Source organism: Nonomuraea sp. NPDC049637 (assembly GCF_040675235.1).
Lineage (GTDB): Bacteria > Actinomycetota > Actinomycetes > Streptosporangiales > Streptosporangiaceae > Nonomuraea.
Genome location: NZ_JBFAOM010000025.1, coordinates 1 through 24,805 on the forward strand (window position 1 = coordinate 1; position 24,805 = coordinate 24,805).

31 protein-coding genes and 1 tRNA gene are annotated in these 24,805 nt (G+C 68.4%); 23 read left to right on the top strand and 9 right to left on the bottom strand.

Annotation, left to right across the window (positions count from 1 at the left end; all coding sequences use genetic code 11):
- Positions 1-484 precede the first annotated feature (484 nt).
- Together AB0J71_RS29855 and AB0J71_RS29860 are read left to right on the top strand one after the other, a co-directional pair.
- Positions 485-805 carry a hypothetical protein gene (locus tag AB0J71_RS29855; protein ID WP_364417109.1) on the top strand — a complete coding sequence of 107 codons (321 nt, stop codon included), beginning with the start codon at positions 485-487 and terminating at the stop codon, positions 803-805.
- Positions 806-964: 159 nt separating this feature from the next.
- A complete protein-coding gene (locus AB0J71_RS29860; protein WP_364417228.1) occupies positions 965-1,129 on the top strand; it encodes a transposase in 165 nt (54 codons plus the stop codon).
- Between the two features lie 168 nt (positions 1,130-1,297).
- Here the strand turns inward: AB0J71_RS29860 and AB0J71_RS29865 are convergent, their stop codons facing one another.
- Both AB0J71_RS29865 and AB0J71_RS29870 read right to left on the bottom strand, forming a co-directional pair.
- A complete protein-coding gene (locus AB0J71_RS29865) occupies positions 1,298-1,645 on the bottom strand; it encodes a hypothetical protein (protein WP_364417111.1) in 348 nt (115 codons plus the stop codon).
- A gap of 559 nt (positions 1,646-2,204) precedes the next feature.
- On the bottom strand, positions 2,205-2,642 hold the full coding sequence (locus tag AB0J71_RS29870; RefSeq protein WP_364417113.1) for a hypothetical protein: 438 nt from the start codon (positions 2,640-2,642) through the stop codon (positions 2,205-2,207).
- A gap of 174 nt (positions 2,643-2,816) precedes the next feature.
- Here AB0J71_RS29870 and AB0J71_RS29875 point away from each other — a divergent pair, with 174 nt between their 5' ends.
- The 8 genes from AB0J71_RS29875 to AB0J71_RS29910 all read left to right on the top strand — a co-directional run bounded on the left by AB0J71_RS29875 (position 2,817) and on the right by AB0J71_RS29910 (position 8,622).
- Positions 2,817-3,053 carry a hypothetical protein gene (locus AB0J71_RS29875; RefSeq protein WP_364417115.1) on the top strand — a complete coding sequence of 79 codons (237 nt, stop codon included), beginning with the start codon at positions 2,817-2,819 and terminating at the stop codon, positions 3,051-3,053.
- A complete protein-coding gene (locus AB0J71_RS29880; protein WP_364417117.1) occupies positions 3,038-3,400 on the top strand; it encodes a hypothetical protein in 363 nt (120 codons plus the stop codon). Before AB0J71_RS29875 ends, AB0J71_RS29880 begins: the two co-directional genes overlap by 16 nt.
- 3 nt (positions 3,401-3,403) lie before the next feature.
- A complete protein-coding gene (locus AB0J71_RS29885) occupies positions 3,404-3,640 on the top strand; it encodes a hypothetical protein (protein ID WP_364417119.1) in 237 nt (78 codons plus the stop codon).
- Between the two features lie 192 nt (positions 3,641-3,832).
- On the top strand, positions 3,833-4,015 hold the full coding sequence (locus AB0J71_RS29890; RefSeq protein ID WP_364417121.1) for a hypothetical protein: 183 nt from the start codon (positions 3,833-3,835) through the stop codon (positions 4,013-4,015).
- 33 nt (positions 4,016-4,048) lie between these two features.
- On the top strand, positions 4,049-4,390 hold the full coding sequence (locus AB0J71_RS29895) for a hypothetical protein (protein WP_364417123.1): 342 nt from the start codon (positions 4,049-4,051) through the stop codon (positions 4,388-4,390).
- Positions 4,390-6,546, top strand: a complete 2,157-nt coding sequence (locus AB0J71_RS29900) for a cell division protein FtsK (RefSeq protein WP_364417125.1) — start codon at positions 4,390-4,392, stop codon at positions 6,544-6,546. Before AB0J71_RS29895 ends, AB0J71_RS29900 begins: the two co-directional genes overlap by 1 nt.
- Positions 6,547-6,853: 307 nt before the next feature.
- Complete coding sequence (locus tag AB0J71_RS29905; RefSeq protein ID WP_364417127.1) at positions 6,854-7,189, top strand: helix-turn-helix domain-containing protein; 336 nt, start codon at positions 6,854-6,856, stop codon at positions 7,187-7,189.
- 308 nt (positions 7,190-7,497) lie between these two features.
- Positions 7,498-8,622, top strand: coding sequence for a tyrosine-type recombinase/integrase (locus AB0J71_RS29910; protein ID WP_364417129.1), 1,125 nt, complete (start codon positions 7,498-7,500; stop codon positions 8,620-8,622).
- A gap of 83 nt (positions 8,623-8,705) precedes the next feature.
- Here the strand turns inward: AB0J71_RS29910 and AB0J71_RS29915 are convergent.
- Positions 8,706-8,782 (bottom strand) — tRNA-Pro (locus AB0J71_RS29915).
- A gap of 90 nt (positions 8,783-8,872) precedes the next feature.
- Here AB0J71_RS29915 and AB0J71_RS29920 point away from each other — a divergent pair.
- The 4 genes from AB0J71_RS29920 (at position 8,873) to AB0J71_RS29935 (ending at position 11,270) form a co-directional block, all read left to right on the top strand.
- Positions 8,873-9,301: a hypothetical protein gene (locus AB0J71_RS29920; RefSeq protein WP_352327436.1), complete on the top strand. Its 429-nt coding sequence runs from the start codon at positions 8,873-8,875 to the stop codon at positions 9,299-9,301.
- Between the two features lie 71 nt (positions 9,302-9,372).
- Positions 9,373-9,918: a hypothetical protein gene (locus AB0J71_RS29925; RefSeq protein ID WP_352327437.1), complete on the top strand. Its 546-nt coding sequence runs from the start codon at positions 9,373-9,375 to the stop codon at positions 9,916-9,918.
- A 6-nt stretch (positions 9,919-9,924) separates the two neighbouring features.
- Positions 9,925-11,070 carry a hypothetical protein gene (locus AB0J71_RS29930; protein ID WP_364417131.1) on the top strand — a complete coding sequence of 382 codons (1,146 nt, stop codon included), beginning with the start codon at positions 9,925-9,927 and terminating at the stop codon, positions 11,068-11,070.
- A gap of 5 nt (positions 11,071-11,075) precedes the next feature.
- Entirely contained in the window at positions 11,076-11,270 is a 195-nt protein-coding gene (locus AB0J71_RS29935; protein WP_352327439.1) for a hypothetical protein, read from the top strand.
- Between the two features lie 236 nt (positions 11,271-11,506).
- On the opposite strand, the gene AB0J71_RS29940 is transcribed toward AB0J71_RS29935, so the two are convergent.
- Both AB0J71_RS29940 and AB0J71_RS29945 read right to left on the bottom strand, forming a co-directional pair.
- Positions 11,507-11,920, bottom strand: a complete 414-nt coding sequence (locus AB0J71_RS29940) for an ATP-binding protein (protein ID WP_352330973.1) — start codon at positions 11,918-11,920, stop codon at positions 11,507-11,509.
- A 37-nt stretch (positions 11,921-11,957) separates the two neighbouring features.
- Positions 11,958-12,731, bottom strand: a complete 774-nt coding sequence (locus tag AB0J71_RS29945) for a SigB/SigF/SigG family RNA polymerase sigma factor (protein ID WP_352330971.1) — start codon at positions 12,729-12,731, stop codon at positions 11,958-11,960.
- Positions 12,732-12,906: 175 nt separating this feature from the next.
- On the opposite strand from AB0J71_RS29945, the gene AB0J71_RS29950 reads away from it, so the two are divergent.
- Complete coding sequence (locus tag AB0J71_RS29950; protein WP_352330975.1) at positions 12,907-13,263, top strand: STAS domain-containing protein; 357 nt, start codon at positions 12,907-12,909, stop codon at positions 13,261-13,263.
- A gap of 4 nt (positions 13,264-13,267) precedes the next feature.
- Here the strand turns inward: AB0J71_RS29950 and AB0J71_RS29955 are convergent, their stop codons facing one another.
- Positions 13,268-13,975, bottom strand: a complete 708-nt coding sequence (locus AB0J71_RS29955) for a GAF and ANTAR domain-containing protein (RefSeq protein WP_352330969.1) — start codon at positions 13,973-13,975, stop codon at positions 13,268-13,270.
- 73 nt (positions 13,976-14,048) lie between these two features.
- On the opposite strand from AB0J71_RS29955, the gene AB0J71_RS29960 reads away from it, so the two are divergent.
- The 4 genes from AB0J71_RS29960 (at position 14,049) to AB0J71_RS29975 (ending at position 18,259) form a co-directional block, all read left to right on the top strand.
- The gene (locus AB0J71_RS29960) at positions 14,049-15,881 is read left to right on the top strand and encodes a SpoIIE family protein phosphatase (protein WP_364390590.1); all 1,833 of its coding nucleotides are present in this window, start codon (positions 14,049-14,051) and stop codon (positions 15,879-15,881) included.
- 106 nt (positions 15,882-15,987) lie between these two features.
- Positions 15,988-17,091, top strand: coding sequence for a glycosyltransferase (locus AB0J71_RS29965; protein WP_352329166.1), 1,104 nt, complete (start codon positions 15,988-15,990; stop codon positions 17,089-17,091).
- A 225-nt stretch (positions 17,092-17,316) separates the two neighbouring features.
- Positions 17,317-17,514, top strand: a complete 198-nt coding sequence (locus AB0J71_RS29970) for a hypothetical protein (protein WP_352329164.1) — start codon at positions 17,317-17,319, stop codon at positions 17,512-17,514.
- Positions 17,515-17,536: 22 nt separating this feature from the next.
- Positions 17,537-18,259, top strand: coding sequence for a glycoside hydrolase family 16 protein (locus AB0J71_RS29975; protein ID WP_364417133.1), 723 nt, complete (start codon positions 17,537-17,539; stop codon positions 18,257-18,259).
- Here the strand turns inward: AB0J71_RS29975 and AB0J71_RS29980 are convergent.
- Positions 18,244-19,311, bottom strand: coding sequence for a helix-turn-helix domain-containing protein (locus tag AB0J71_RS29980; RefSeq protein ID WP_352358124.1), 1,068 nt, complete (start codon positions 19,309-19,311; stop codon positions 18,244-18,246). The genes AB0J71_RS29975 and AB0J71_RS29980 overlap by 16 nt on opposite strands.
- 76 nt (positions 19,312-19,387) lie before the next feature.
- Here AB0J71_RS29980 and AB0J71_RS29985 point away from each other — a divergent pair, with 76 nt between their 5' ends.
- Both AB0J71_RS29985 and pruA read left to right on the top strand, forming a co-directional pair.
- The gene (locus tag AB0J71_RS29985; protein WP_364417135.1) at positions 19,388-20,305 is read left to right on the top strand and encodes a proline dehydrogenase family protein; all 918 of its coding nucleotides are present in this window, start codon (positions 19,388-19,390) and stop codon (positions 20,303-20,305) included.
- Positions 20,306-21,931, top strand: coding sequence for an L-glutamate gamma-semialdehyde dehydrogenase (gene pruA / locus AB0J71_RS29990; protein WP_364390593.1), 1,626 nt, complete (start codon positions 20,306-20,308; stop codon positions 21,929-21,931). It abuts the gene before it with no gap.
- A 57-nt stretch (positions 21,932-21,988) separates the two neighbouring features.
- Here pruA and AB0J71_RS29995 read toward each other — a convergent pair whose 3' ends face one another.
- Positions 21,989-22,567 carry a PIN domain-containing protein gene (locus AB0J71_RS29995; RefSeq protein WP_364417137.1) on the bottom strand — a complete coding sequence of 193 codons (579 nt, stop codon included), beginning with the start codon at positions 22,565-22,567 and terminating at the stop codon, positions 21,989-21,991.
- A gap of 21 nt (positions 22,568-22,588) precedes the next feature.
- A complete protein-coding gene (locus AB0J71_RS30000; RefSeq protein WP_364417139.1) occupies positions 22,589-23,041 on the bottom strand; it encodes a helix-turn-helix domain-containing protein in 453 nt (150 codons plus the stop codon).
- Between the two features lie 127 nt (positions 23,042-23,168).
- On the opposite strand from AB0J71_RS30000, the gene AB0J71_RS30005 reads away from it, so the two are divergent.
- Entirely contained in the window at positions 23,169-24,131 is a 963-nt protein-coding gene (locus AB0J71_RS30005) for a GlxA family transcriptional regulator (protein ID WP_364417141.1), read from the top strand.
- A gap of 4 nt (positions 24,132-24,135) precedes the next feature.
- Complete coding sequence (locus tag AB0J71_RS30010; RefSeq protein ID WP_364417143.1) at positions 24,136-24,759, top strand: DJ-1/PfpI family protein; 624 nt, start codon at positions 24,136-24,138, stop codon at positions 24,757-24,759.
- The last annotated feature ends 46 nt before the right edge of the window (positions 24,760-24,805 follow it).

The following is a 24,805-nucleotide window of genomic DNA, read 5'->3' on the forward strand; positions in this document are numbered from 1 at the left end:
CGCTCCCACTCTGCGTTGGTTAAGTCACCTCGACCCATAGGCCAATCGTGCCGATGCAGGCACGATCAGTCAGCAGATCTAAGAAACAGCTCCTAGATCAGCCACGAAGACAACCTAGGCAAGGGATACCGTGGCAAGCGAGATACGCCATGCCTGGTGAGCTATAGCATGGTGTAGTACGGTGGTCACCATGGGCGGCCAGGAGAGGCAAGCGCGTGAGGCATCTATACCTCGTCCGACCAAGCGGTCCCAACGCGCTGATCGGCTGGGGACGACAGGCCGCGTCGAACCACAGCATCTCCAAACCGAGTGGGACAAGCGCGACCCGAAGGAACTCGCATGGGAGGAACGGCGGCAGCGTGCCCGAGTGCGCTGGCAGCAGCTACTACGCAAGAATCCGCCCCCAGTGCGATCCACTTCGGATGACGTCGAGGCAAGCCTGAAATTCCTCTCTCAACACGACCCCAACGTAGAGGAGTGAATTATGGACGTAGAGAGAGCGCTGGCCGGAGAACCCCAACATCCGGAATTGGCCACCATGAAACTCGCTTACAGGCAAATCAAGGCGAGATTGCTGGCAGACCCGGATTGCGCCGAAGCCTTTCGCCTCGCAACGGAGCTCGCAGAGAGCCTGCGCGAAATGGCAGAGGAAGCTTCCTTGGCGCGCGCCAAGGCAGCGGCGCGTATAAGCGAGAGCGAAAGTCTTTCGCTGGCAGGGCTGGCGAATAAGTTGGGAATCTCAAAGGCGCGTGCCAGTCAATTGCTTCGTGTCGCTCGTGGCAGCGAAATGAATCCCAGTCGCTAGGAACATTGTTAGGCAGAGCGGGAGGGCAGAATGACTGGAGACCACAGGCTGAACCGGCCGGATCTAAGATGACGAGTGGGGACGAGTTAAGCCCGCGATACCTCCAAAGGCATCGAGTGCAGGGGAACAGTACATCGACCCTCGCGTTGTGATCAATGCATCTTCTACCAAGCGCAGACCGGGTGCATATGGCGCGATCTGCCGGCGACTTTCGGGGATAACCCGAGAGCCATCTATCAGCGGCATCGCCACTGGTCAATCGACGGAACATGGGAGAAAGTGATGTCAGCTCTAGAAAGTTGCGGAGCTGAGGATGCTCAATAGAACTCATAAGCCTTCGGCGGAAATGGGAAGCCCAATTTCTACCGGGGCGGGAACATTGCACCTGGGAGGGCCTGTACTGTTCCCGTGACACAGAGAGAGCCCCCGTATCTCCTCATCTAATTCGGCCAGAAGGGGGAGGGAGATGCGGGGGTTCCTCTTTTTGTGCCGCTAGAAGTCAGCTTTGATCATGATTGTTAGATCGGCGTAGTTGTCTGTGACTGAGGCTCGCAGCCCCTCTCCCCCATCGCTGTGCGTCTCGCTGGAGAGCATGGTTGCGTTCAACGCCTCTCGCCACGCCTCGAAGTCTCTACGCCGGGTCTCGGCGTTCCCCGCATCACAGGTGCCGATGAGCGCAGTCTCCCTAGGATCGCTCTGAATCGACCAGCTAATCACTGGCAGATCCTCGTTCACGATGCGCGCCAGCAGGTCCCTGAGCTCGTCTGCGGCGCGTTGCTGTACGTGCAGCTTGTCCAGCGATTCTTTGTCCGGCATAACTAGCGACCAGCCTTCCCTCATCCCCTGCGGGAAGAGTTATCGAGCATCTTGTCCCTTCGGAAGCGTGATTGGCTCTTGTCCGTGCTCGTGGTCGTACATACCTGCGAGGGCCGACTGGAAGACCGCTAGATGATCTGGCCACCGTCCACAAAGAGCCGATCTAGCTGCGGAATCTGTTTGTAGCAGGAATTGCAGATGCCTCAGGCCGTGCATAAGCACGTCTATGTATCGAGGGATAGGCGCTTCCGTCGCTTCCACCGGAATCGGCTTGCCTACGGCATCCGGGAGGGCCGGACTAATAGGCGCAGCGTTCCTCCATTTATCTCGCACGAACGCGTTGCAAGCGATGACGGCGACGTAGGTGAGGACGACTGCCGTATCCTCTGCGCGCCATGACGTGGAGTGCAGCAGCTTGACCCCGTCTGAAGCATCGTTCGCAGCTAGAAGGTCCGTGACAGAGGTATGAGGGTCGCTGCTCTGTCGAACGGCCTCTGAACGCCATGCGTCCTTTCCACTTATCAGCCAGAGCCCGATGTCATCAGCCGATACGGGCCAGACTTCGACGATTACCTCTGTCCGCTCACTCACCCTCGTTTCCCTCTTTCCTCGCCTCGGAGCCGGCATCTTGTTCCTGTTGCCGTGCCAGATGCTTCGCGCGCGCTGAGGAGATAGCCACCTTGGAGAGGCCGAGTGTGATCCGCTCATCGCGTTCGCTTCGGGCTCGGGTGTCCTTGGCCGTCTTGATTAGCTGGGCCGCGCGTGCTTTCGATACGCCGATGCGGTCGGCAAGGCTTGCCAACGACATCTCCTCTTGCTCGAAAATGCGGGCCGCCGAGAGTGCTCTTTGATTTCCGGAGGTCTCAAAGAGCCGTCTCAAAGTTTCGACCAGTTCCGTTGCGCCGTAGTACGCGCGGTTGTGGTCAGTCTCCGCATCTATCGCCATAAGTGCTGCATCGAAAGCGCGTTCGAGGTCAGCTAGCGCGGACAGGACCGCCTCGCTCACGCCTTCATTCGCCATACGGGCAGCGTAACGCCCTCGGACAGGGGGGACTAGACACGCGCCGTACAGGCCCCCCTTGACGACCGTGTAGGGGGGACTGTACGGTTCTTCGTGTAGGGCCCCCTACACGGCCAGATGGCCAGGGAAACGGCCAGCGTCGGGCCACACAGGTTCGGAGGGAGGTGATCTTCGGTGACTGGCGTCGAGAGCGCACACCACGACCGGCTGATCACCGTCATCCGCACCGTGGCCGAACTGCTGGACAACTGCACGGATGGCCTGGTCTCCGATGTTCTCGCCGCCACGGTGCTGCTCCTGGCGGTCATCGCGCTGCACGCGGCGGCCGATGCGCTGGAGACCTGTCCGGACGTGCTCACTCTCTGCACCGCGCGACTCGGAAGGAGTTGGTCTGAATGGCGTACAACATGACCCCCGAAGCCCGTCGGGGCCAACTCATCGCCGACCTTCACGGCTTGGCGGACTACCTGGACCGGCACCCCGAGGTGCCCATTCCTCGGTACGGGCCCGTGCGGGTTTCCGTCCACCCCATCTACGACACCGAGGCCACAACCGAAGCTGAGGCGATCGCCGAAGTCGAGCGGATCGCCGGCCTGCTGGGCGTCCCGCTCAGGGTCGAGAACGGCCACCACATCGCCTGCGCGAACTTCGGTGCCGTCTCATACGAGGCCGTGCTGATCACGCAGGCAGCGATGGATCGACGTGCAGCGCAGGACTCGTACTGCAACAACATCTCGCCAGATCCGCCCAAGGAGTGACGGGTGGACATCCCACTCCTAATCATCACGCTCGCTGTGATCGCCGGGCTGATCGTGCTGGCGCTGTTCATGTTCGCGGTCATCGGCATCCGCGCCGATGACCGGCACCGTCGCCCCTTCAGCCTTCCCCGTTCGGAAGTCGAGCACATGACACGCAGCGTGCTCATGTACGCCCGCCGCAAGGACCGTCCCGAGAACACAAAGCCCGCCCCTGATCCCAACAGAGTCAGAAGGAGTTGATCAACGCTGCACACTATCCCGCTCACTCGTGGGTGCCCCTGCGGTGCCGTTCTGGAGCCCGGCAACAAGCGTTGCCACAAGTGTCGCGCCCGCACTCGCTGGCGCCGCCGCAAGGCCCGTCACGACGGCATCTGACCCACGTTCCCCAGTCCACATGCGTCCTGTGGAAGGGAGGTGATGCCCTTGATGAACGTGTCGATTCCCCTGGTTCTCGTGCTGGCGATCGTCGTTGTGGTCGCCGTGCGGTTCCTCAAGCTGCGGTTGTGGATGGCGCTGGTCTGCACCGTGTTCGGTTTCCTGCTCGCCGCCACCGCGCTCGCCCCCGACGTCGACCGCGGGCTCAGGGCCCTGTGGTCCTGGCTCACCGGCTCCTGACCTGCCCGCCGACCCGAAAGAGGTGATGCCTCAGTGCCCTACCGCCACCCATACCCCGGATCCGCTCTACAGGAGGTCACCAACCGCCACCGCACCGCCCGCCAGCTCATCGCGACCTTCACCCGCTCCACGCCGGCACTGAACGACCTGGGGCAGCACGTCACCGCCGCCCTGCGCGACATCCCCATCCTCGTACAGGAGATCCGTCGCCTCCGGCACGAGGTCCGCACGCTTCGGCTCAGCCGAGCCAACTACCTCGCCGCCATCAACGCCGCCCTGAGCGCGCACATCGACGGCGAGCCCGACCCGCTGGCCTACCTGCGCGATGAACTCGACGACCAGGCCGCCCGCACACGTCCGAAAGGGGGTTCCTGATGCGGCCACCGCTGAACGGGTTCACCTGGCAGGACGAGCCAGAAGACGCCGGAACCTCTGATCAGGAGGGCCAGAACGCCGCAGCGGAAACGTTCTTCGATCAAGAATCCGTAGCCGAGGACCGACCGGTGACCGGGCCACCGGTCGATCCACCCGACGACCTGGAAGCGCTCCCCCACCGGTCCCAGACCGGTCGGGGGCGCTCCCCCATCCTCCCGCCCTGGACACGCACGCGCGCCGGCCGGCGCGCGATGCTCGCCTGGTGGATCAGGGATGCCGGGTACGTGCTCGGCTACCACGCAGTCCGCATACCCAAGTACGCGGCCAAAGCGCTGCTCTACACGCCGATCGGGTTCTTCGCCGGCATCGCCCGCGTACTGCGCTGGGCCAGCGCCGAGGAGGGCAACTGGGCGCTGCGGCAGGCCGCCGCCGACCGCAACGACCCGATGACCTGGCTCAAGCTGGACAAGCAACGCGAACGGCAAGCGCGCTGGCGCTGGTCGATGCTGCTCACGGTGACCGTACTCATAGGCGCCGCCGTGACTCTCGCCCTGGTGCTGGACGTGCACGTACCGGTCTGGGCGCGCCTGGTCCTGGTCGCCGTGCTGGTGCCGATGCTGGCGCGTGTCGGTCGCCCGGAGGACAAGCCGATCACCGACCGCGTCAGCCAAGGGCCGCGTTACCGCAAGCTCACGGCCGAGTTGGTACGGCGAGCCCTGCTCAGCACCGGGATTCAGGCGATCAACCAGGCTGTGGCCAGGGATCAGCATGCGATCAGTTTCCCGGAGGAGATCCACCGCGACGGACCCGGTCACCTGGCCATCGTGGACCTGCCCTTCGGGGTGGAGGCCGCCGACGTGGTCGCGCGGCGCGGCAAACTGGCCTCCGGCCTGCGGCTCCCGCTCGACCAGGTGTGGCCGGACGTCGCCACAGGCCACCCCGGACGGCTGGCGCTGTGGGTCGGCTACCAACCGGCCAGCACCATGGAAGCACCGCCGTGGCCGCTGCTGAAGAGCGGCACCGTGGATGTGTTCCAGCCGTTCCCGGTCTTCGTCACCCCCCGCATGGAGATCGTGAACGCCATGCTGAGCTTCCGGAACTGGCTGATCGGCGGACAACCGGGTTCCGGTAAGACGTTCCTGCTGCGCCTGCTGGTGCTCGCCGCCAGCCTCGATCCTCGCGCCGAGATCAGAGGGTACGAGTTCAAGGGCGTCGGAGACTTCAAGGCCGCCGAACCCGTCTGCGCCGAGTACGGCAATGGGCAGGATGACGAGACCATTGCCCGTGCCGCCGCCCTGATCAAGTGGCTGTACCACACCGAATGCCAGCAGCGAGCTGCGAAGATCAGCCACTACCACGAACTGGGCCTGGCCCCGGAGAACAAGGTCACGCCCGAGCTGGCCTCACGCAAGGGATCCGGCCTGCATCCGCTCGTGGTGTTCCTCAACGAAGTACAGGAGCTGTTCCAGCACAAGGACTACGGCACGGAAGCCGGAGAACTGTGCGAAAAGGTGATCAAGCTCGGGCGTGCGCTGGGCGTGATCCTGCTGCTCGACACCCAGATCCCTGACAAGGACAGCCTGCCGACCGGCATCACCCGCAACGTCAACACACGCGTGTGCCTGTCGGTACGCGATCAGGTCGCCAACGACATGATCCTCGGTACCGGCATGTACAAGGTGGGATACCGCGCCACCGTGTTCCAGCCCGGAGACGATGCCGGCTGGGGCATGGTCGTAGGCGTGGGCAAGCCCGGCGCCCGCCGTGGCTTCGAGGTCAACGGCGACCAGGCCAGGAGGGTCATAGACCGGGCGATCAAGGCGCGTACCGAGGCAGGCACCATGCCCGCCCCCGAAACGCGGCCCCGACCCGAACCGCCAGCCTATGACCTGCTGGCTGATGTCGTCACCGTCTGGCCGAACGGGGAAGACGCCGCATGGAACGCACAACTGTGCGAGCGGTTGACCACCCTGCGGCCAGAGGTCTACGGCGGCTGGCAATCAGAACAACTGACCAGCGCCTTGAAACCACTCGGCGTCAAGGTCGGCCCCATCGGCCGCCGCATCGACGGCAAGAAGCACACCCGACGCGGCATTTACCGCGCTGATCTCGCCCACGCCGTCGCGGAACGTAACCAGAACCGCCCTGCCGACTAGGCATGAAGCGCGCTTCCGGAAGCGGCTGCGCCTGCTTCCGGAAGCACCCCCGCTAGCACCCTGAGACATGACCTGAACAGGTCTGTAGCAGGTAGCGCCCTGCCCGTCCGCCATCCCGCAAACCAGCTCAGGAGGTGGTCCTGAACCTAGACACACTCGCTGCTGCCGCAGCAACCGCCGTACCCATCCTGCTCACACTCAGCTACATCTACATCTGTTACGCGCGCCCGTTCCGCGAGCACCGCCGCTGCAACGGCACCGGTCGCATCCCTTACCTGTTCGGCCGTGGCTGGCGCTTCTGCCCCCGATGCCAGGGCACCGGCCTACGCCTCAGACTCGGCCGCCGCATCTGGAACCACCTCCGCCGACTCCAGCGCGAGGCCGCCCTGCCCGACGACCAATCAACAACCGGAAGGAAGGTGACGCCCAACGAGCAGACAGAAGCCGGCGAAGGGAGGTGACACACCTGAAGGCGTACAAAGTCGAGGAGGTAGCCGAACTACTCGGTGTAGGACGAGACAAGATCTACGAACTGATCAGAACCCGCCAACTCCGCAGCATAAAGATCGGACGGTCGAGAAGGATCACCGATCAGCATCTAGCGGACTTCATCGCATCCCTCGAACAAGTCGATCAAGACTGATTCCCGCAACCGCATTGCGCTGCAATGCACCCTGGTTCACACTCTCGGCTAGAACCCAGCGTCAAGCCCGAGACCTGAGGAACCGCCTTGCCCACAGAGAACTACACCTTGCGACTCGACGGTGACCGCCGCAGGCAGCTTCAAGAGATCGCAGACACACAGGATCGAGACATGGCCTACATCGTCCGCAAGGCCATCGATGAATACATAGACCGCCACACAAAGAGTCCCGGTCCCCGTGAAGCCGGCGGTACGCCTCGAAAGCAGACCGGGACGCGCCCCGCCAAAACCGAGTGAAGGGAGAGCGGATGGCAACAATTCACATCGGCAAGTACCAGGCCAGCATCTACCAAGAGGGGAAGGGCTACACGGGAGCTCTTTCTCTCGGATTCGACGCGCAGGGTAAGCGTCAACGGCCCAAGCGGAAGGGAAGGACCAAGGCCGAAGTCAAGGAAAAGCTCATCGCGCTGGTCGAAGAGCTAGAGGCAGGTGTGACGACGGAGGAGGGCTACACCGTCGAAGACTGCATCAACGACTGGCTGGCGAGAGGGCTGAAGGCTCGCAGCCAGGGCACGGTAGCCAGCTACCGATCCATGGCCATCCATCACATCATCCCCCAGGTCGGTCAGATCAAGCTCAAGAAGCTGACTGCTGACGATCTTGACGACTGGCTGGACGAACGGGCGGAAGTACTCGCGACGCGGTCACTTCGCCTCATCCATCAAATCCTTCAGCGCGCCATACGCCACGCCCAGAAGCGAGACAAGGTCAAACGGAACGTCGCCGACCTCGTTGATATCCCAGAAGGGCAGGCGGGGCGCCCATCCAAAGCGCTGAACTTCGATCAGGCGGAGGCGGTTATCCGCGGTGCCCGGTCTTCTCCGCTCATGGCGTATGTCATCATATGCCTGCTCTGCGGGATCAGGACAGAAGAGGCTCGCGCCCTCCGATGGACGGAGGTGGATCTCAAAGAACAAACGGTAGCGGTTTATCGCTCCGAGCGAGTGAAGGGAGACACCAAGACCAAGAAATCACGGAGAGTTCTCAAGGTCGCCCGGTGGGGCGTCCAAATCCTCAATGAGCTTCACAAGGCCAGAGCAGTCGAACGCCTAGCATCCGGCGAAAGAGGCGCGGATACTGCGCTGGTATTCCGCCGGGAAGACGGACGTCCCTACGATCGCTGGTACGTCCGGCGTGAGTTCAAGAAGATAACAACAGCCGCAGGCATCGGAGAGGATTGGTGCCCGCGCGAACTGCGGCACAGCTTCGTGTCGCTGCTGTCCGCTCACAGAGTGGCGAGTGAAGAGATCGCCCGCCTCGTTGGTCACTCGTCAACGCACGTGACCGAGACCGTGTACCGGCAGGAGATCCGACCAGCGCTGACAGACGGCGCCGTGGTCATGGACAAGATCTTCAAGTCGCGAGCCGGGTAGAGCAGTGGCTCCCCGTTTGGCTCCCTAAGATCCGAAAAGGGGCACCAGAGAAACTCTGATACCCCTTCCGACCAGCTAAAATCTGGTCGGGACGACAGGATTTGAACCTGCGACCCCTTGACCCCCAGTCAAGTGCGCTACCAAGCTGCGCTACGTCCCGGTTGTGTCGGCCGCCCCCTGCGGGGCGGGACGTCATAACCTTAGCGCACATCGGAGGTAGGCGCGTACACGGAAAGCGGGAGCGGAGGGCGTGGTGGGGCGGAGGCCGAGCGTTGATCGGGCGGAGCTGGCGCGGCTGGTAGCCGACGGGATGAGCGTGCAGGAGCTGGCCGCTCATTTCGGGGTGTCCGAGTCGGGGGTGCTCCAGGCCAAGCGGGCCGCCGGGCTGGCCAAGCCGATGCTCGACCACAGTGCCGCCGTACCGTGGAAGCTGGCACGCGTGCACGCGCAGTCCGGGCCGGCCACCAACCTGCGGAACCTGTCGGCGGCGGCGCAGGGGAAGCCGCCGGCGGCGGAGCGGTTGAACACGGCGCTGCGGTGGGCGCAGCGGCTCGTGGACGCGGGACTAGACGTCCGGTACGACGCGGCTGAGGGGTTCAGTGAGGTTCCGGCGTCACCGGCGGGCTCGCACGTCGCGACGGTGCTGGAGGCCGCCAGGAAAGGGCTTGCAGCTCACTGAGCACGCGAGTTTCGACGGCCTTGATCGTGGGCAGTCGCAGGTCTCATTACAGAGACCGGAGGCGAACATCAATGACCACCTTGATCTGGGTGGCCGTCGTCGTGGTCGCGGTGGTGGCGCTCGCCGCAGTGGGCTATGTCGTGCTACAGCAGCAACGCCGCAGCCGTCTCCGCGAACGTTTCGGCCCTGAGTACGAGCGTACGGTGGCCGAGAGTGAAAACCGGCGTGAGGCCGAGCGGGAGCTCATCGCCCGCGAGCAGCGCCATTCCGAGCTCGACATCCGGCCGCTGCCGGAGGAGACGCGCGACGCGTACGCCAACCGGTGGACCGAGGTCCAGGAGCGTTTCGTCGACGCCCCCGGGTTCGCGGTGACCGAGGCGGACCAGCTCGTCACCTCGGTGATGGCGGACCGCGGCTACCCCACCGACGACTTCGAGCAGCGGCTGTCCGATCTGTCGGTCGGGCACGCGGCCACTCTCGACCACTACCGGAAGGCCCACGAGATCAGCGGGCGGGCGGCCAGGAAGGAAGCCTCGACCGAGGAGCTCCGGCAGGCCATGGTTCATTACCGCGCGTTGTTCGAGGAACTGCTGCACGAGACCACGCGAGGGCGGTGAACGTAGATGAGCAGCAGCAGGAGAAGTGAGGACGAGCTCAAGGTCCCGTCGCAGCGGTCGGACGAGGCCGCCAGGGACGACGAGCACCGGGACCTCGCCGACGGGACCGGCGACCGTTATGACGACACCACCGGGCGGCACGACGGCGGCTACCCGGACGACGCCGGTCGCACCCCGGCGAGCCACGGGTACGACCCCACGGCCCCCCACCGGGACCATGACGACGAACAGCCCTACAAGGACCCCTACGCGAGCACCGGCGGCCCCGGCGACCTGCCGACCGAGCCGCACCGCGAGGGCCCTCTGGGACACGGTCCCGGCCACCACTCCCCCGACCCCGACCACCGCTCCCCCGACCCCGCGCACGCCGACGTCCTCACCGACGAGACGCCCGGCCACGAGACCTCTCGGGACGCACTGTCCGGACCCGGGGCACGCCACGACGACCGGTCCGACGACGTGTTGGTCCACGGCGACTGGCCGGACGACGTGCTGGTCCACGGCGACCGGTCCGACGACAGGTCGGCGCGCGGCGACCGTCCCCACGACGAGACGGCCCATGACGGGCGAGCCCAGGACGACGTCCTGGTTCACGGCGGGCGGGACGACGACGACCTGGCGCGCGACGACGTAACCCCTGCTGGAACGGCCCGCGACGGGCTGACGACCGACGGCGGTCTCACCGGCAGCCGTCGCGCCGACAACGATCTCACCGACAGTGAGCTCGGCGAGGGCAGGCGGCCGGTCGAGGGGGCTCCTCTTGACGGGGCGCCCGTCCAGGGAGCGCCCGTCGAAGGTGCTCCGGTCGAGGGTGCTCCGATCGATGACGTTCCCTCGCACGCGGCCCCTCGGGAGGTCGCCCTGTTCGACCAGGACCCTGCCGAGGTGCAGGCCCGCTGGCGCGACGTCCAGGCGTCCTTCGTGGACGACCCCGCCGAGGCGATCCAGCGGGCCGACGGCCTGGTCGGCGAGGTGGTGGAGTCGCTGACCAACTCCCTCACCAGCCGTACCGGCGCGTTGCGCGAACGCTGGAAGGACGTCGACTCCCCCGACACCGAGGACCTGCGTCAGGCCTTCCGCGACTACCGCAACGTCCTGGAGCAGTTGCTCGCGCTGTCCACGCACAACCTGACCCCCGAAACGAGGAGGTGATCGACATGCTCGCAGTCGTCGCGGCGATCATCTTCGGGTTGGGCTTTCTGCTCGACCTCGTGGGCGTGAAGATCGGCGGGATCTCCGGCATGACGTTCGTCCTGCTGGGGCTGACCTTGCTGGCCCTGCACCAGGCAGGCGTCGGCACGGCGGGCATCCGCGGCGGGACCGGCCACTGGCGCGGCCGCAGCCGCCGCTGAGCAGGCTACGGACCAGCAGCTGAGCAGTAGCTGAGCACGCTGTCCGGGTGGGAGGCCAACCGGCCTCCCACCCGAAACACCTTAGAGAACTAAATAGCGCTAATTTCCAGAAAAATCCGGGTCAGCCCGGGGCGCGGACGGGGTGAAAAAGAGTCGACGTCGAGATCGACGAAGACAGGCCCACCACACCGGGCCAGGCGCCGAAGCAGGCTTTCCCGAAGCGGCTTTCCCGAGGGTCACCCCTTACCGGGAAACCTCATGATCACCGTGCTCCCCCCGCTGCCCACCCTCAACGTGAAATCAGAGGACAGCAGCCGCGCCACCCACAACCCCATCCCCCCCACCGCCCCCGGCAGCGGCCCCGGCTTCCAGAAGCCCTCGTCGTGCACCTCGACCACCAGGTCTCCGCTGATCACCCAGGTCCGCATGGCGGCCCGGTCGGCCCCGTGCGTGACCGCGTTGGTCGCCACCTCGTTGACCGCGATGACGAAGTCGCCGACCGCCTCCTCGGGCATCCCCACGGCGCGGGCCTCGTCCTCGGCGAACTGCCGGACCTCCGGCAGGTCCGGCAGGCGGAAGCGCAGCTCCTTCACGGGCACGCCGGGTGGCGGGCTCGTGTAGCCCGACTGAGGCTCGACGTCCTCGTTCACCCGGCGACTCGCCTTTCTCTCAGCAGCCGGCCAGCGGCTAACCGACCAGCAGCTCACTGCGGAGCTGGTCGAGTACCTTACGGAGAATCCGTGAGACGTGCATCTGCGAGATGCCGAACTCGGCGGCGATCTCGGCCTGCGTCATGTTGCCGAAGAAGCGCAGCAGCAGGATGTGCTTCTCGCGGCTGGGCAGCGCGTCGATGAGCGGCTTGACGGCCTCGCGGTCGACCATGGTGCTCAGCGTGTCGTCGTCCTCGGGGATGACGTCGCCGAGCGAGGCCGCGTCGTCGTCGGTGCCGAGCGGCGCGTCGAGCGACAGCGTGCTGTACGCGGCCGAGGCGTCGAGGGTGAGCAGGACGTCCTCCTCCGAGATGTTCATCTTCGCGGCCAGCTCGGCCACGGTCGGGGACCTGCCGAGGTCCTGGCTGAGGTCGGCGACGAGCCGGTTGAGCTCGGACCGTCGCTCCTGGTAGAGACGCGGCACCCGGATGGCCCAGGTGCGGTCGCGGAAGTGCCGCTTGACCTCACCGGTCATCGTGACGACCGCGTAGCCCCTGAAGGCGTGGCCGAGGGTCGGGTCGAAGCCGTTGACGGCCTTCATCAGGCCGACGTACGCGGCCTGGAGGAGGTCCTCCAGAGGTTCGCCCCGGTAACGGTAACGCCTGGCGATTTCCATGGCCAGCGGCCGGTGCATCTCCACGATGCGCTCGCGCAGCCGTTCCCTGTGGCTGTCGGGTGTGTCTTCCCTGACCATCTCAGCCAGGAGTTCTTCCGCGGTCATCTCCTCGAGGACGTACTCCTGCACAGCCATCGCTGCTCCTCATATGGGTCGCAGGGCGGCCTCCGCCAGCAGAAAAGCCCAGGCAGAGGCACGCCTCGCTCTACTCTCGAGACGGAAGCCCTCTGCTGGACTTCGGTCCCAGTCTCCCCCCTGCCGCGGGAAGTATTCCTCGGTCGCGTGGTGACAGTAGGGTTGCTTCGTGACAATGCCCGAAAACGGCGAGGGGCCCGTGGCCGCCCTGAGCCTGACGTCATCGCCCGTCGGCGAGATCACCGTCGTCAAGGTCGACGGTGTGCTCGACGCCACGACGCGTGAGCAGTTCGCCGACTACCTGTCGCTGGCCGGAGCCGACCTGATACTCGATCTGGCCGGGGTGACGTTCATGGACTCGCGAGCGCTCGGGCTGATCGTCCATCACTGGCAGACCAGCCTGTCGTCGGGTGCGCGGTTCGCCCTGGTGGGCGTGGAGTACTCCAAGTCGAAGGTGATGTGGATCACCGGGCTGGCCCAGCGCCTGCCGCTGTACGACACGCTCGACGACGCCCTGGCCGCCATCGGCTGAGGCCCTATGAGCGACGCGTCGACTTGCGCTGGTGCTCCTCCACCAGAAGCCTGGCCAGATCGGCCACCTTGACCTGATGGTGCTGCGAGATCCTGCGCAGCTCCTCGAAGGCGGCCTCGGCCGTGCATCCGCTGGTCTGCATGATGATGCCCTTGGCCTGGTCGATGACCGACCGGCCGGCCAGGGCCTCCTGCAGCTGGGCGGCGTCGGTGCGCACCTCCTCGAACTCCCACATGTTCGCCATGGCCACTCCGACCTGCTCGGTCAGCATGTCGGCCAGCGAGTGGGCGGCCTGCGGGGAGAAGGCACCCGGGCGCACGGAGTAGAGTCCGACGATGAGCTGCGCCGGCGCCACCTCGATGGGCACGATCAGTACCGAACGCACCCCCCAGCGGGTCGCCAGTGCGTTGTAGCGGGGCCACCGGCTGTCGCTCAGTACGTCGCTCACGCTCGCGCGGGCGCCGCTCTGGCGGGCCTCCAGGGACGGTCCTTCACCGAGTTCGCGTTCGCCCTCGACCAGCATGATCAGCTCGCTGTGCGAGCCGGAGACCAGCACCCGCTGGTCGCGCCAGTGTTCGGCCGAGCCGCCCGAGCACCCGGGCACTCCGGCCGCCAGCGCCGTGGTCAGGCCGCGCAACACGCTCTCCGTGGAGGTGTCCTCACCCAGCCGCCCCAGCGCCGCCAGGTCTCGGGCGAGCCCGGGAGTGATCATCGCCGTCGATTCCATAGCAAGAAGCCCCTACCCCTTATGGCTACCGTTATCCCCGGTGGCGTAGCGTCAAAGGATGACCATGCCGGACCTCGAACACGCTCTGGACGCACTGGCGGGACGCGTGTCGTCCTTGCGTGAGGCGAGGACCGCCTACCCTACCGACCTCGCGCCCACGCTCGACGCCGCCCTCGCCGAACTGGACACCGCCGCCGAGTTGCTCGCCGAGGCGCGCGAGGCGCTGCGCAAGGCGCCCAAGCGCGCCGCGAGCAAGAAGGACGGCACCCAGCGGGAGCTGAAGCTGCTGCGCCAGGTGTTCCGGGCCTTCCCGGTGCCGGTGATCGTGCTCGACGGCGGCGGGGTGGTCCGGCGGATCAACCCGGAGACCTCGCGGGTGCTCGGCAGCCCCGACGGCTACCTGGTCGGGCGGTCGTTCCCGCTGCTGGTCGACGTCTCCAGGCGGGCGGCGTTCCGCTCGCACCTGAACTCGGTGCTGCAGACCGGGCAGCCGTCGGCGTTCGAGACGCGGCTGGCGCACCAGGGGCGGACGCACACCGTGCAGCTGGCGCTGACGCGGGTGACGATGCCGGGCGAGCCGCAGCAGATGGTGGCGGCCGTGGCGCTGCCCACCGAGGTGCAGCTCCCCGAGCCGGGGGCGCGGCGGCCCGAGCAGTCCGACGGGGCGCTGCTGCTGGCCGCATCCAAACGGCAGGACCTGCTGGCCAGGGTCGGCGGGCTGCTGCTGGACGAGGAGGCGCTGCTGCGCCCGGTGGCGATGCCGCGCACCACCCGCCTGCTGGCGGCCGAGTGGGCCGACTGGGTGATCGCCGACCTGGTGCGCGACGGGCTGCCGCGGCGTTCTGTGGTGGTGGCGCCGAAGAACCATCCGCTGGGCGACCTGGTGCGGCAGGTGGAGTCGGCCGACCCGGCCGGCAGCCAGGTGGTGATGCAGGTGCTGGAGCGCGGCTCGGGCGTGGTGCACGAGATGGTCGACGACGAGTCGCTGCTCGGCTTCACCGCCGAGGGGCCGCTGCTGACCGCGATGGGCGCCGGCTCGCTGCTGTCGGTGCCGATCGGGCAGTCCGACGGGGTGCTGACGCTGGTGCGCACGCACGACCGGCCGCCGTTCTCGCTGGCCGACCTCGGTGTGCTGCAGGACGTGGGGATGCAGCTCGGCCTGGCCGTACGCGCCCAGTCGAGCTTCCAGAGCCGTTCGCGGGCCGCCGACGCGCTGTCGGCCAGCGTGGCCCCGCGCAACCTGCCCGACGTGCCGGGCTACGAGGCGTCGGCGGTCTACCATCCGGGCGCGTCGGTGGGCGCGGAGTTCTACGACGTGTTCCCGGTCGCGGGCGGCTGGGGGTTCGCCCTGGGCGGCGCGGCGGGCAAGGGCGAGGAGGCGGCCTCGGTCAGCGCCATGGTGCGCGGCGGGCTGCGGGTGCTCAGCACCTGGGAGTCCCATCCCGACCTGGTGATGCGCAAGGTCAACGAGGCTCTGGTGGCGCAGGGCACGGGCATGTTCGTGATGGCCGTGGTGGGGTTCGTCAAGGGCCGGACGATCCAGCTCTCCTCGGCCGGTCACCATCCGGCGGCGCTGCTGCAGCCCGACGGCAACGTGCGCTTCGCGGCGGGCGGCGGCGTGCCGATGGGCATCTCCCCCGAGGCCGAGACGGGCGTGCAGGAGCTGACCGTCTCCGTCGGGGAGACGCTGGTGCTCTACTCCGAGGGCCTGATCTCCTCCAGGAACGACGCCGGCGAGCCGTACGGCGAGGAGCGGCTGGCCGACGTGCTGGGCCGTTGCGCGGGCCAGTCACCGGCCACCGTGGTCAAGGCGGTGGAGGCCGACCGGCACGCCTTCTCGGGCGGCCAGGTGTGGGACGAGATCGTCGTCCTGGCGCTCAAGGGTGTCTGATGTGCGGGGGTTTGCGATCCGGCTAAACATGGGTATTGTCTTTCCGTAGAACAACGTGCCTAAGACGCAGGCACACCTTGAAGGCTTTTTCACGCTGAGGTGTGCCATGAATATTGCGATCGTCGCGTCCGCCAAGGGAAACCAGCGCCACCGTATCCTCTCCGTAGCGCGCGAGCTGGGCCGCGAACACCACGTCACCATCTACTCCCGCCGTGACGACGCCGAGGGCAAGCCCAAGACGCGGGTGGCCCCGGGAGTCACTCTGGAGCAGATCGACGTGGGCCCGGCCAAGAACCTGTCGCCCGACGACGTCGTGCCGTACCTGAACGACGTGGGCGAGCACCTGATGAAGCGGTGGAACCAGGAGCGCCCGGACGTGATCCACGCCCACTCCTGGACCGGAGGGCTCGCCGCCGTGGCGGGCGCCAAGGGCTTGGACGTGCCGGTCATGCAGACCTTCCACACCGTGGACGCCGCGCACCAGAAACTGGAGCGGGCGCTCGGACGCCGGGCCAAGGCGGTCATCGCCGGCTCGGGCGACGAGGAGTCGGCGTTGATCAGGCTGGGCGTGCCGCGCGGGAACATCGCGATCGTGCCGCACGGCGTGGACACCGAGCGTTTCCAGCGGCGCGGGGCGATCGCCACCAAGGGCGCCCGCAAGCGGCTGCTGCACGTCGGCCCGCTGTCCCCCGAGCGCGGGGCGTACACGGCGGTGCGGGCGCTGCAGGGGCTGACGGACGTCGAGCTGGTCATCGCCGGCGGCCCCGAGCCCGAGGACCTGGACGACGACAGGGACGCGCGCCGGTTGCGCGCCCTGGCCGAGCAGCTCGGCGTCGCGGACCGGGTGACGCTGCTGGGGCAGGTCAAGCGGGCCTCGGTGCCGAAGCTGATGCGCAGCGCGGACGCCGTGGTGTCGGTGCCGCGCGAGGCCGCGACGGGCGTCGTCGCGCTGGAGGCCATGGCCTGCGGCGTGCCGGTGATCGCCTCGGCCGTGGGCGCCCACCTCGACTCCGTGATCGACGGCGTGACCGGCCTGCTGGTCCCGCCGGACCGGCCGGCGCGCACCGCGCGGCTGGCCCGCGAGATCCTGTGCGACCCGACGCTGCGCACCGCGCTCGGGTATGCCGGCGCCGACCGGGCGCGCTCGCGCTACTCCTGGGAGCGCGTGAGCCAGGAACTGGTCCGCGTCTACGAGTCGGCCTGCGCCTGACGGAGACCGCGCGGGACCGTGCGGGACCGCGAGACCGTGGGAGACCGTGCGAGAGGCGGGCGGCGGAAGCCGTCCGCCTCTCGTCGTTCCCAGGCGTGGCCCGGTGTGCCAGGGTGGCGCCCATGGAGATCAGTGAGGCACGTTCGCTGGCACATGCGCTGCGGCGGCTCCTGCAGGACGCCCACACCCTGATCGACGAGTCCCAGCCCCCGCCGAGCTGACGGGATGACCGCCTCGTTCTTCAAGGAACTGCTGCGCAGGGCCGTGCTGGAGGCGCTGCGCTCCGGCGGCCGGGCCGAGGCGCTGAGCCAGGAGCACCTGTCGGCGGCGCTGGCGGAGATGACGCGCGACCGCGAGGAGCTGACCAGGGCGATGCTGGGCGGCGCCCAGCCTGTCCGGAAGGGGCCCTTGTTACCAGAGTGAGATCTTTGCTTCGATGGTCCGCATGCTTACTCGCGGTTCGAAGCGGGCGGCGGCGGCGCTGATCACGGCCCTCGCCCTGCTCCCCCAGAGCGCACAGGCGGAGACGTCGAGGTGGGGCGCGCCCGTCCTCGTCGAGAACTTCGACGGCTCCTCGGTCGACACGAGCAGGTGGATGGTCTACCACTCGCCGGACGCCGCCCGTAACCCCCGTACCGGCCGGGCCGCCACGGTCGCGGACGGCATGCTGCGCCTCAAGGGCGGCCGGTACGGCGGCAAGGACCTGTCCGGCGGCGTGGCCACCCGGCTCACCCAGCGCTACGGCAGGTGGGAGGTGCGGTTCCGGGCCGAGGCGGGCAGCGGCTACACGCCGGTCGCGCTGCTGTGGCCCACCGCCCAGAACGAGGGCGACGGCTACGCCGAGGTCGACTTCGCCGAGATCGTGGACCCGCGCCGGCAGGGCGGCGGCATCTTCGTGCACGGCGGGCACGGGCGGGCGCAACGGCAGCTGCGGGCCGACTTCACCCGCTGGCACACCGCCGCCGTGGACTGGCTGCCCGGCCGGCTGACGTTCTGGCTGGACGGCAGGAAGGTGTGGGACTACCGCGGCCCGTACGTGCCGAGCGGCGACCGCATGGGCCTGGCGCTGCAGAACGACGTGGTCTGCGAGCCGCGCTGCCGCGACTCCGCCACCCCCGCGACGGTGTCGATGTACGTGGACTGGGTGAAGGTCTACCGGCCGTCCTGAGGCAGCAGCCTGGCCGCCTTCAGCCCGAGGTGCACGGTCAGCCGGTCGTCGCCGTCGGACAGGTCCCGGTGCAGGAGGCGTTCGGCCTTGCCCAGGCGGTAGTAGAGGGTCTGGCGGTGGACGCCCAGCTCGGCGGCCGTCTTCTGGGCGTGGCCGCCGAGGTCGAGGTAGACCTCCAGCGTCTGGGCCAGCTCGGCGTCGAGGGCGGCGGTCTCGGCGGCCAGCTCGCGCAGGTCGGCGCGGCCGAGCCGGGCCAGCAGGCGGTGCACGCCCAGGTCCTGCCAGCGGGCGATGGGGGCGTGCCGGGGGAAGTGCTCGGCGATGCGCAGCGCCTGGCGGGCCTCGCGCCAGCTCTGCCACGCCTCGGCCGGGTCGTTCCTGGGGGCGCCGATGCCGGCGGCGGTGCCGTACGCGCTCTGCAGGGTCTGGGCGACCTCTCCGGCCAGGTGGGCGGGGGCCAGCAGGGCGACGGGCGAGCCGGTGCGGGCCAGCACGCCGCGCGGGAGCGTCCAGAGGGCGGCCACGCGCTCGCTGGACTCGCGCACGGCGACCGCGGTGACCGGGCCGGGGACCTCGATGGAGGCCGCGGCGCGTTCCTCGGGGTCGGCCGAGAGCAGCGCGAGCAGGCCGCGGCCGAGGTCCTGGCGGCTCCTGGCCTCCTGGGCGAGCGCCGCGGCGGCCCTGGCGACCAGCGGCGCGACGCGGCGCAGCGCCTCGTCGGCGAGGCTGCCGGAGTCCAGCAGCCACAGGTAGCCGTAGGTGACCTCGCCGTGCCGCAGCGGCCAGCAGACCCGGGCCAGCACCTTGAGCTCGGCGTCGGCGGGGATCCTGACCGGGCCGCCGGCCCTGGCGATGCCGTAGCGTTCGAAGTAGTCGCGCACCTCGCCGGTGGCGCGCCGGCGCAGGATCGACTCCTGGCGGACCGTGTCGATGTCGCCGTGCTGGGCGCCGTAGGCGAGCAGCCGGAACGAGCGGTCCTCCAGCGTCGCGGACGCCCCGAGCGTGGCGGCGATCTCGTCGACGATTTCCTGAAGGTCGGACGTGTTGTGCATTTGTATGACAGCCTGCCACATCGATCGTTACGCGCGTTCATGGCCCCCTCTGACCTGGGGTTTCTAGACTTGAGGCATGTTGGGTCAACTGCTCCTTGCCGCCTCCGGGAGCGGCGTCGTACGCCGCTCCGTGTCAGGCTTTCCGCTCACCCGCAAGGTGGTGGACCGGTTCGTCGCGGGCGAGAGCGTCCAGGAGGCCCGGAACGCCATCGAACGGCTGCGTGACGCCAACCTGGCCGTGACCGTCGACCACCTCGGCGAGGAGACGCGCGACGCGCGCGCCGCCGAGACCGTGGCGCAGGCGTACGTGACGCTGCTGGAGGCGCTGAAGCCGCTGCAGCTCGGCGCCCGGGGCGAGGTGTCGGTCAAGTTGTCGGCGGTCGGTCAGCGGCTCGACGACGGCATGGCCCTGGAGCACGCCCGCGAGATCTGCGCCACCGCCGCGGCGAACGGCTCGACCGTGACGCTCGACATGGAGGACCACACCACCGTCGACTCGACGCTGGGCATCCTGCGCAAGCTGCGCGAGGACTACCCGTCGACCGGCGTGGCGATCCAGGCCTACCTGTTCCGCAGCGAGGACGACTGCCGCGACCTGGCCCACGAGGGCTCGCGCGTCCGGCTGGTCAAGGGCGCCTACCGCGAGCCCGCCTCGGTCGCGCACCAGGACAAGCAGGCCGTGGACAAGGCGTACGTGCGATGCCTGCGCATCCTCATGGCGGGGAAGGGTTACCCCATGGTGGCCACGCACGACGACCGGCTGATCTCCATCACCGAGCTGCTCGCCGACCGCTTCGGCCGCACGCTCGGCGACCACGAGTTCCAGATGCTCTACGGGATCCGGACCGACCGGCAGGAGGCCCTGGCCGGAGCCGGTCACACGGTCCGCGTGTACGTCCCCTACGGCGACGACTGGTACGGCTACTTCATGCGCCGGCTGGCCGAGCGCCCCGCCAACGTCGCCTTCTTCCTTCGTGCCCTTGGGGGTAAGTAAATGGATGCCATCAGCAACGTCCCCGTCCCCGTGAACGAGCCCGTGCTCGGCTACGCGCCGGGCAGCGCCGAGCGTTCGGCACTGGAGGACCGCATCAAGGAGCTGGCCGGCTCCCCCGTCGACCTGACCATGACCATCGACGGCGAGCAGCGGCTCGGCGGCGGCGCGCCCATCGACGTGGTGCAGCCGCACAACCATGCCTCCGTCCTGGGCCGTACCAACGACGCTACGGCTCAGGACGTGCAGGACGCCATCGACAGCGCCCTGCGGGCGGCGCCCGCCTGGCGGGCGCTGTCCTTCGACGAGCGGGCCGCGGTCTTCCTCAAGGCCGCCGACCTGCTGGCCGGTCCGTGGCGCCAGACGCTGAACGCGGCCACCGTGCTGGGCCAGTCGAAGTCGGCGCAGCAGGCGGAGATCGACTCGGCCTGCGAGCTGATCGACTTCCTGCGCTTCAACGTGGCCTACGCCCGTCAGCTCTATTCCGACCAGCCGATCTCGTCGCCCGGCGTGTGGAACCGGATGGAGTACCGGCCCCTTGAGGGGTTCGTGCTGGCGATCACGCCGTTCAACTTCACCGCCATCGCCGGAAATTTGCCGACTTCTGCCGCTTTGATGGGGAATGTCGTCGTCTGGAAGCCGTCGCCGACGCAGCAGCTCGCCGCGCACCACACGATGCGCCTGCTGGAGGCGGCCGGGCTGCCGCCGGGCGTGATCAACATGGTCACCGGCAACGGGCAGGCCGTCTCCGAGGTCGCGATGACGCACCCGGCGCTGGCCGGCGTGCACTTCACCGGCTCGACCCCCACCTTCCAGCACCTGTGGGGCACGATCGGCGCCAACATCGGCTCCTACCACGGCTACCCGCGCCTGGTGGGCGAGACCGGCGGCAAGGACTTCGTGCTGGCCCACCCCTCGGCCGACCCCGCGGTGCTCTCGACCGCGCTGGTCAGGGGCGCCTTCGAGTACCAGGGCCAGAAGTGCTCGGCGGCCTCGCGGGCGTACGTGCCGCGTTCGGTGTGGAACCGCATGCGTGACGACTTCGTGGGCGTGGCCGAGTCGCTGACCGTGGGCGACGTGGCGGCCGACCTGTCGACGTTCATGGGCGCGGTCATCGACGAGCGGGCCTTCGCCAAGCACAAGGACGCCATCGACCGGGCGCGGGCCGCCTCGAACATCGACGTGCTCACCGGCTCCTACGACTCCGGCGTCGGCTACTTCGTCAAGCCGACCATCCTGGAGTGCGCCGACCCGACGGACGAGATCTTCGTCAAGGAGTACTTCGGGCCGATCCTCGGCGTGCACGTCTACGAGGACCGCGACTTCGACACGGTGCTCGACCAGATGGAGGGCATCGCCCCGTACGCGCTGACCGGCTCGATCATCGCCCAGGACCGGTACGCCATCGCCGCGGCCTCGGAGCGGCTGCGCTTCGCGGCGGGCAACTTCTACGTCAACGACAAGCCGACGGGCGCGGTCGTGGGCCAGCAGCCGTTCGGCGGCGCGCGGGCCTCGGGCACCAACGACAAGGCCGGCTCGATCTTCAACCTGATCCGCTGGGTGAACGCCCGCACGATCAAGGAGACGTTCGTCCCGCCGACCGACCACCGCTACCCGCACATGGGCTGACGCCCCCAAGAGCCACGGCCGGCACCCCTGCAGGGGTGCCGGCCGTCTCCAATTCCGTCACGAACCGCCCTCTACGATCGTCAGCAGACTCCTCGCGCCTCTGGCGAAGCTGGGAACCCCGGCCCTGTCCAGCGCGGCGAGGACGTCATGTGTGGTCATGGGCGGACGGCGTTTCCCCGCCGCCATCCGGGCCAGCACGCTCAGCACCTCACGCGGACTGCGGCTCAGCAGCGAGCACAGGTACGCATCGGGAGCGCTGACGCTCACCCTGTGGCGGCCGAGGAACGCCGCCGGGAAGTCCGCGACGTTCCAGGTGACCAGGGTCCGGGCGTGACCCGCTATCGCGGCAGCCATGTGATGGCGGTCGTCGAGGTCAGGGCCCTCCATCTGATCGATCAGATGCTTGTAGTCGTCCTCGGAGACCCGGCTGTCGGCGAAGAACTCACGGATCACCGCCCCGATACGCGCTGCCGAACGGGCGGAGCGGTGCTGCTCGCGCACGATGACCCGTTCCCATTCCGACAGCAGGTGATCGCTCCAGACCCACGTGTGCACGGCGTCCTCGGTCAGCGCGAGCACGAGGTCCATCAGCGAGAACGGGAACAGCTCGTTGGTGTCGACGAAGACCCGCGCCATCAGCCAATATCCCTCGGGAGATCAGTAGGGCAGTTCCGCCTCTTCGGCGACCTCCATGATCCTGCGACGGGCTTCGGCGCGACGCTCCCGGCGATCCTGGAACACCAGGACATCTTCCAGGCGAACGACACGATGGCGACTGCCTGGGAGACGTTGTGCGGGGATCTCGCCCTCATCCAGCAGCCGCACGACGAAGGGACGCGACAGGCCGAGCAACTCCGCGACCTCGTTGGGGCTCAACAGGACTTCGGCAGGCAGGGCCCAGACGGCGCGCCCCTTGCCGAGGTCGTGCGCCGCGGCGACCAGGAGCGTGACCAACGGGCGCGGCAACACGAGGTCGGTGCCGTCCGGGCCGCGCAGCACCAGCGACGCGTTCCCCGCGGCAGCCGTCGCCTCCAGATGTTCGAGCAGCTTGCGGTCACCGCTGTCGGCTTCGACGCGCGTCGCGCCGGCCAGGACGCCGCTGCGGGGCATGACCACCTCCGACACTCGATATCTGCAATAAGTGTAACCCGCCTGCACCTGGAGGCGAGAGCGGGTGGCGTAATGTGCAAGGTTTGTGTCATTGACGCCAATGCAGGGCCGCGACCAGCATGAAGGCATGCAGCGACGGATCGTGATCGTCGTCTTCCCGGGCTTCCAGTTGCTGGACATGGCCGGGCCGGCGGACGTGTTCGCGACCGCCGACCTGATCGCCCGGGGGCGGGGTTACCGGGTCGAGGTGGCCGCCGTGGAGGCGGGGGCGGTGAGCGCGTCGAACGGCGTCACCGTCATGGCGGTGGCGCTCGGCAAGGTGGCGGGGCCGATCGACACGCTCATGGTCGCCGGCGGACTGGCGGTCCCCCGGCAGTTGGAGGACCGCGCGCTGGTCGGGGCAGTCGCCGCCCTGGCCGCGCGGGCCGGGAGGGTGGCGTCGGTCTGCAACGGGGCCTTCCTGCTGGCCGAGGCCGGGCTGCTCGACCGCCGCCGGGCCACCACCCACTGGCTGGCCGCCGACGACCTGCGCCACCGCTACGCCGACGTCGAGGTGGACCCCGATCCCCTCTACATCGAGGACGGCAATGTGTGGACCTCGGCGGGCGTGCTGTCCGGCGTGGACCTGGCGCTCGCGCTGGTGGCCAGGGACCACGGCCACGAGCTGGCCCGTGACGTCGCCCGCGGGCTCGTCGTCTACCTGCACCGGCCGGGCGGGCAGAGCCAGTTCAGCGCGCCGATGCGGGCCATGACGCCGCGCAGCCTCCCCCTGCGGGAGCTGCAGGGCTACATCGACGCCAACCCGGCCGCCGACCTGAGCGTGCCCGCGCTCGCCCGGCGCGTCGGGATGAGCGAACGGCACTTCTCCCGGGTCTTCACCGAGCAGACCGGCCTGCCACCCGGCCGGTACGTCGAACGCAGCCGCGCCGACGCCGCCAGACGCCTCCTGGAGGTCACCGGGCACCCCCTGGAGACCGTGGCCAGGGAGGCGGGCCTGGGCACGCCGGAGACCCTCTACCGCGTCTTCCGCCGCCACTGGCGGGTGTCGCCGGGCGAGCACCGCCGCAGATTCCAGTCGAAGGAGAAATGACACCATGCATGTGGCAATCCCGCTTTATCACCGTTTCACCGCTCTCGACGCGGTCGGCCCCTACACGGTGCTGGCGTTCGCGCCCGGCGTCACGGTGACGTTCGTGGCCGGGGAGGTGGGCCCGGTGACCGACGACCAGGGCACCCTGTCGATCGCCGCCACCGCCTCCTACGCCGACCTGCCGCGTCCCGACGTGGTGATCGTGCCCGGCGGGCCCGGCACCCGGGAGGCGATGTCGGACGAGGCGCTGCTCGGCTGGCTGCGCGAGGCCCACGAGCACACGCGGTGGACGACGTCGGTGTGCAGCGGCTCGTACGTGCTGGGCGCGGCGGGGCTGCTCCAGGGCGTGCGCGCGACCACCCACTGGGCGGTGCTGGACGGCCTGACGGGCGTCGGCGCCGAGCCGGTGAGCGAGCGCGTCGTCACCGAGGGCAAGATCGTGACCGCCGCCGGGGTGTCGGCCGGGATCGACATGGCCCTCACCCTGCTGGCCCGGACCGACGACGTCGAGACGGCCCAGGCGGTGCAGCTCGCGATCGAGTACGACCCCTGCCCGCCGTTCGACGCGGGCTCGCCCGCCAAGGCGCCCGAGGGCACCGTCGAGCGGGCCATGAGCCTGATCCCCTGACCGTCCGGCCGCGGCGCCCCCGTCCCTCCCGGGACGGGGGCGCCGC

Excerpts from the sequence above, each read along its gene's own strand:
- AB0J71_RS29855 (WP_364417109.1), top strand. The coding sequence starts at position 485 with ATGGACGTAGAGAGAGCGCTGGCCGGAGAACCCCAACATCCGGAATTG.
- AB0J71_RS29865 (WP_364417111.1), bottom strand. The coding sequence starts at position 1,645 with ATGAGGGAAGGCTGGTCGCTAGTTATGCCGGACAAAGAATCGCTGGAC.
- AB0J71_RS29870 (WP_364417113.1), bottom strand. The coding sequence starts at position 2,642 with ATGGCGAATGAAGGCGTGAGCGAGGCGGTCCTGTCCGCGCTAGCTGAC.
- AB0J71_RS29880 (WP_364417117.1), top strand. The coding sequence starts at position 3,038 with ATGGCGTACAACATGACCCCCGAAGCCCGTCGGGGCCAACTCATCGCC.
- AB0J71_RS29900 (WP_364417125.1), top strand. The coding sequence starts at position 4,390 with ATGCGGCCACCGCTGAACGGGTTCACCTGGCAGGACGAGCCAGAAGAC.
- AB0J71_RS29905 (WP_364417127.1), top strand. The coding sequence starts at position 6,854 with ATGCCAGGGCACCGGCCTACGCCTCAGACTCGGCCGCCGCATCTGGAA.
- AB0J71_RS29910 (WP_364417129.1), top strand. The coding sequence starts at position 7,498 with ATGGCAACAATTCACATCGGCAAGTACCAGGCCAGCATCTACCAAGAG.
- AB0J71_RS29925 (WP_352327437.1), top strand. The coding sequence starts at position 9,373 with ATGACCACCTTGATCTGGGTGGCCGTCGTCGTGGTCGCGGTGGTGGCG.
- AB0J71_RS29930 (WP_364417131.1), top strand. The coding sequence starts at position 9,925 with ATGAGCAGCAGCAGGAGAAGTGAGGACGAGCTCAAGGTCCCGTCGCAG.
- AB0J71_RS29935 (WP_352327439.1), top strand. The coding sequence starts at position 11,076 with ATGCTCGCAGTCGTCGCGGCGATCATCTTCGGGTTGGGCTTTCTGCTC.
- AB0J71_RS29945 (WP_352330971.1), bottom strand. The coding sequence starts at position 12,731 with ATGGCTGTGCAGGAGTACGTCCTCGAGGAGATGACCGCGGAAGAACTC.
- AB0J71_RS29950 (WP_352330975.1), top strand. The coding sequence starts at position 12,907 with ATGCCCGAAAACGGCGAGGGGCCCGTGGCCGCCCTGAGCCTGACGTCA.
- AB0J71_RS29955 (WP_352330969.1), bottom strand. The coding sequence starts at position 13,975 with ATGATCACTCCCGGGCTCGCCCGAGACCTGGCGGCGCTGGGGCGGCTG.
- AB0J71_RS29960 (WP_364390590.1), top strand. The coding sequence starts at position 14,049 with ATGACCATGCCGGACCTCGAACACGCTCTGGACGCACTGGCGGGACGC.
- AB0J71_RS29965 (WP_352329166.1), top strand. The coding sequence starts at position 15,988 with ATGAATATTGCGATCGTCGCGTCCGCCAAGGGAAACCAGCGCCACCGT.
- AB0J71_RS29970 (WP_352329164.1), top strand. The coding sequence starts at position 17,317 with ATGACCGCCTCGTTCTTCAAGGAACTGCTGCGCAGGGCCGTGCTGGAG.
- AB0J71_RS29975 (WP_364417133.1), top strand. The coding sequence starts at position 17,537 with ATGCTTACTCGCGGTTCGAAGCGGGCGGCGGCGGCGCTGATCACGGCC.
- AB0J71_RS29980 (WP_352358124.1), bottom strand. The coding sequence starts at position 19,311 with ATGCACAACACGTCCGACCTTCAGGAAATCGTCGACGAGATCGCCGCC.
- AB0J71_RS29985 (WP_364417135.1), top strand. The coding sequence starts at position 19,388 with ATGTTGGGTCAACTGCTCCTTGCCGCCTCCGGGAGCGGCGTCGTACGC.
- pruA (WP_364390593.1), top strand. The coding sequence starts at position 20,306 with ATGGATGCCATCAGCAACGTCCCCGTCCCCGTGAACGAGCCCGTGCTC.
- AB0J71_RS29995 (WP_364417137.1), bottom strand. The coding sequence starts at position 22,567 with ATGGCGCGGGTCTTCGTCGACACCAACGAGCTGTTCCCGTTCTCGCTG.
- AB0J71_RS30000 (WP_364417139.1), bottom strand. The coding sequence starts at position 23,041 with ATGCCCCGCAGCGGCGTCCTGGCCGGCGCGACGCGCGTCGAAGCCGAC.
- AB0J71_RS30005 (WP_364417141.1), top strand. The coding sequence starts at position 23,169 with ATGCAGCGACGGATCGTGATCGTCGTCTTCCCGGGCTTCCAGTTGCTG.
- AB0J71_RS30010 (WP_364417143.1), top strand. The coding sequence starts at position 24,136 with ATGCATGTGGCAATCCCGCTTTATCACCGTTTCACCGCTCTCGACGCG.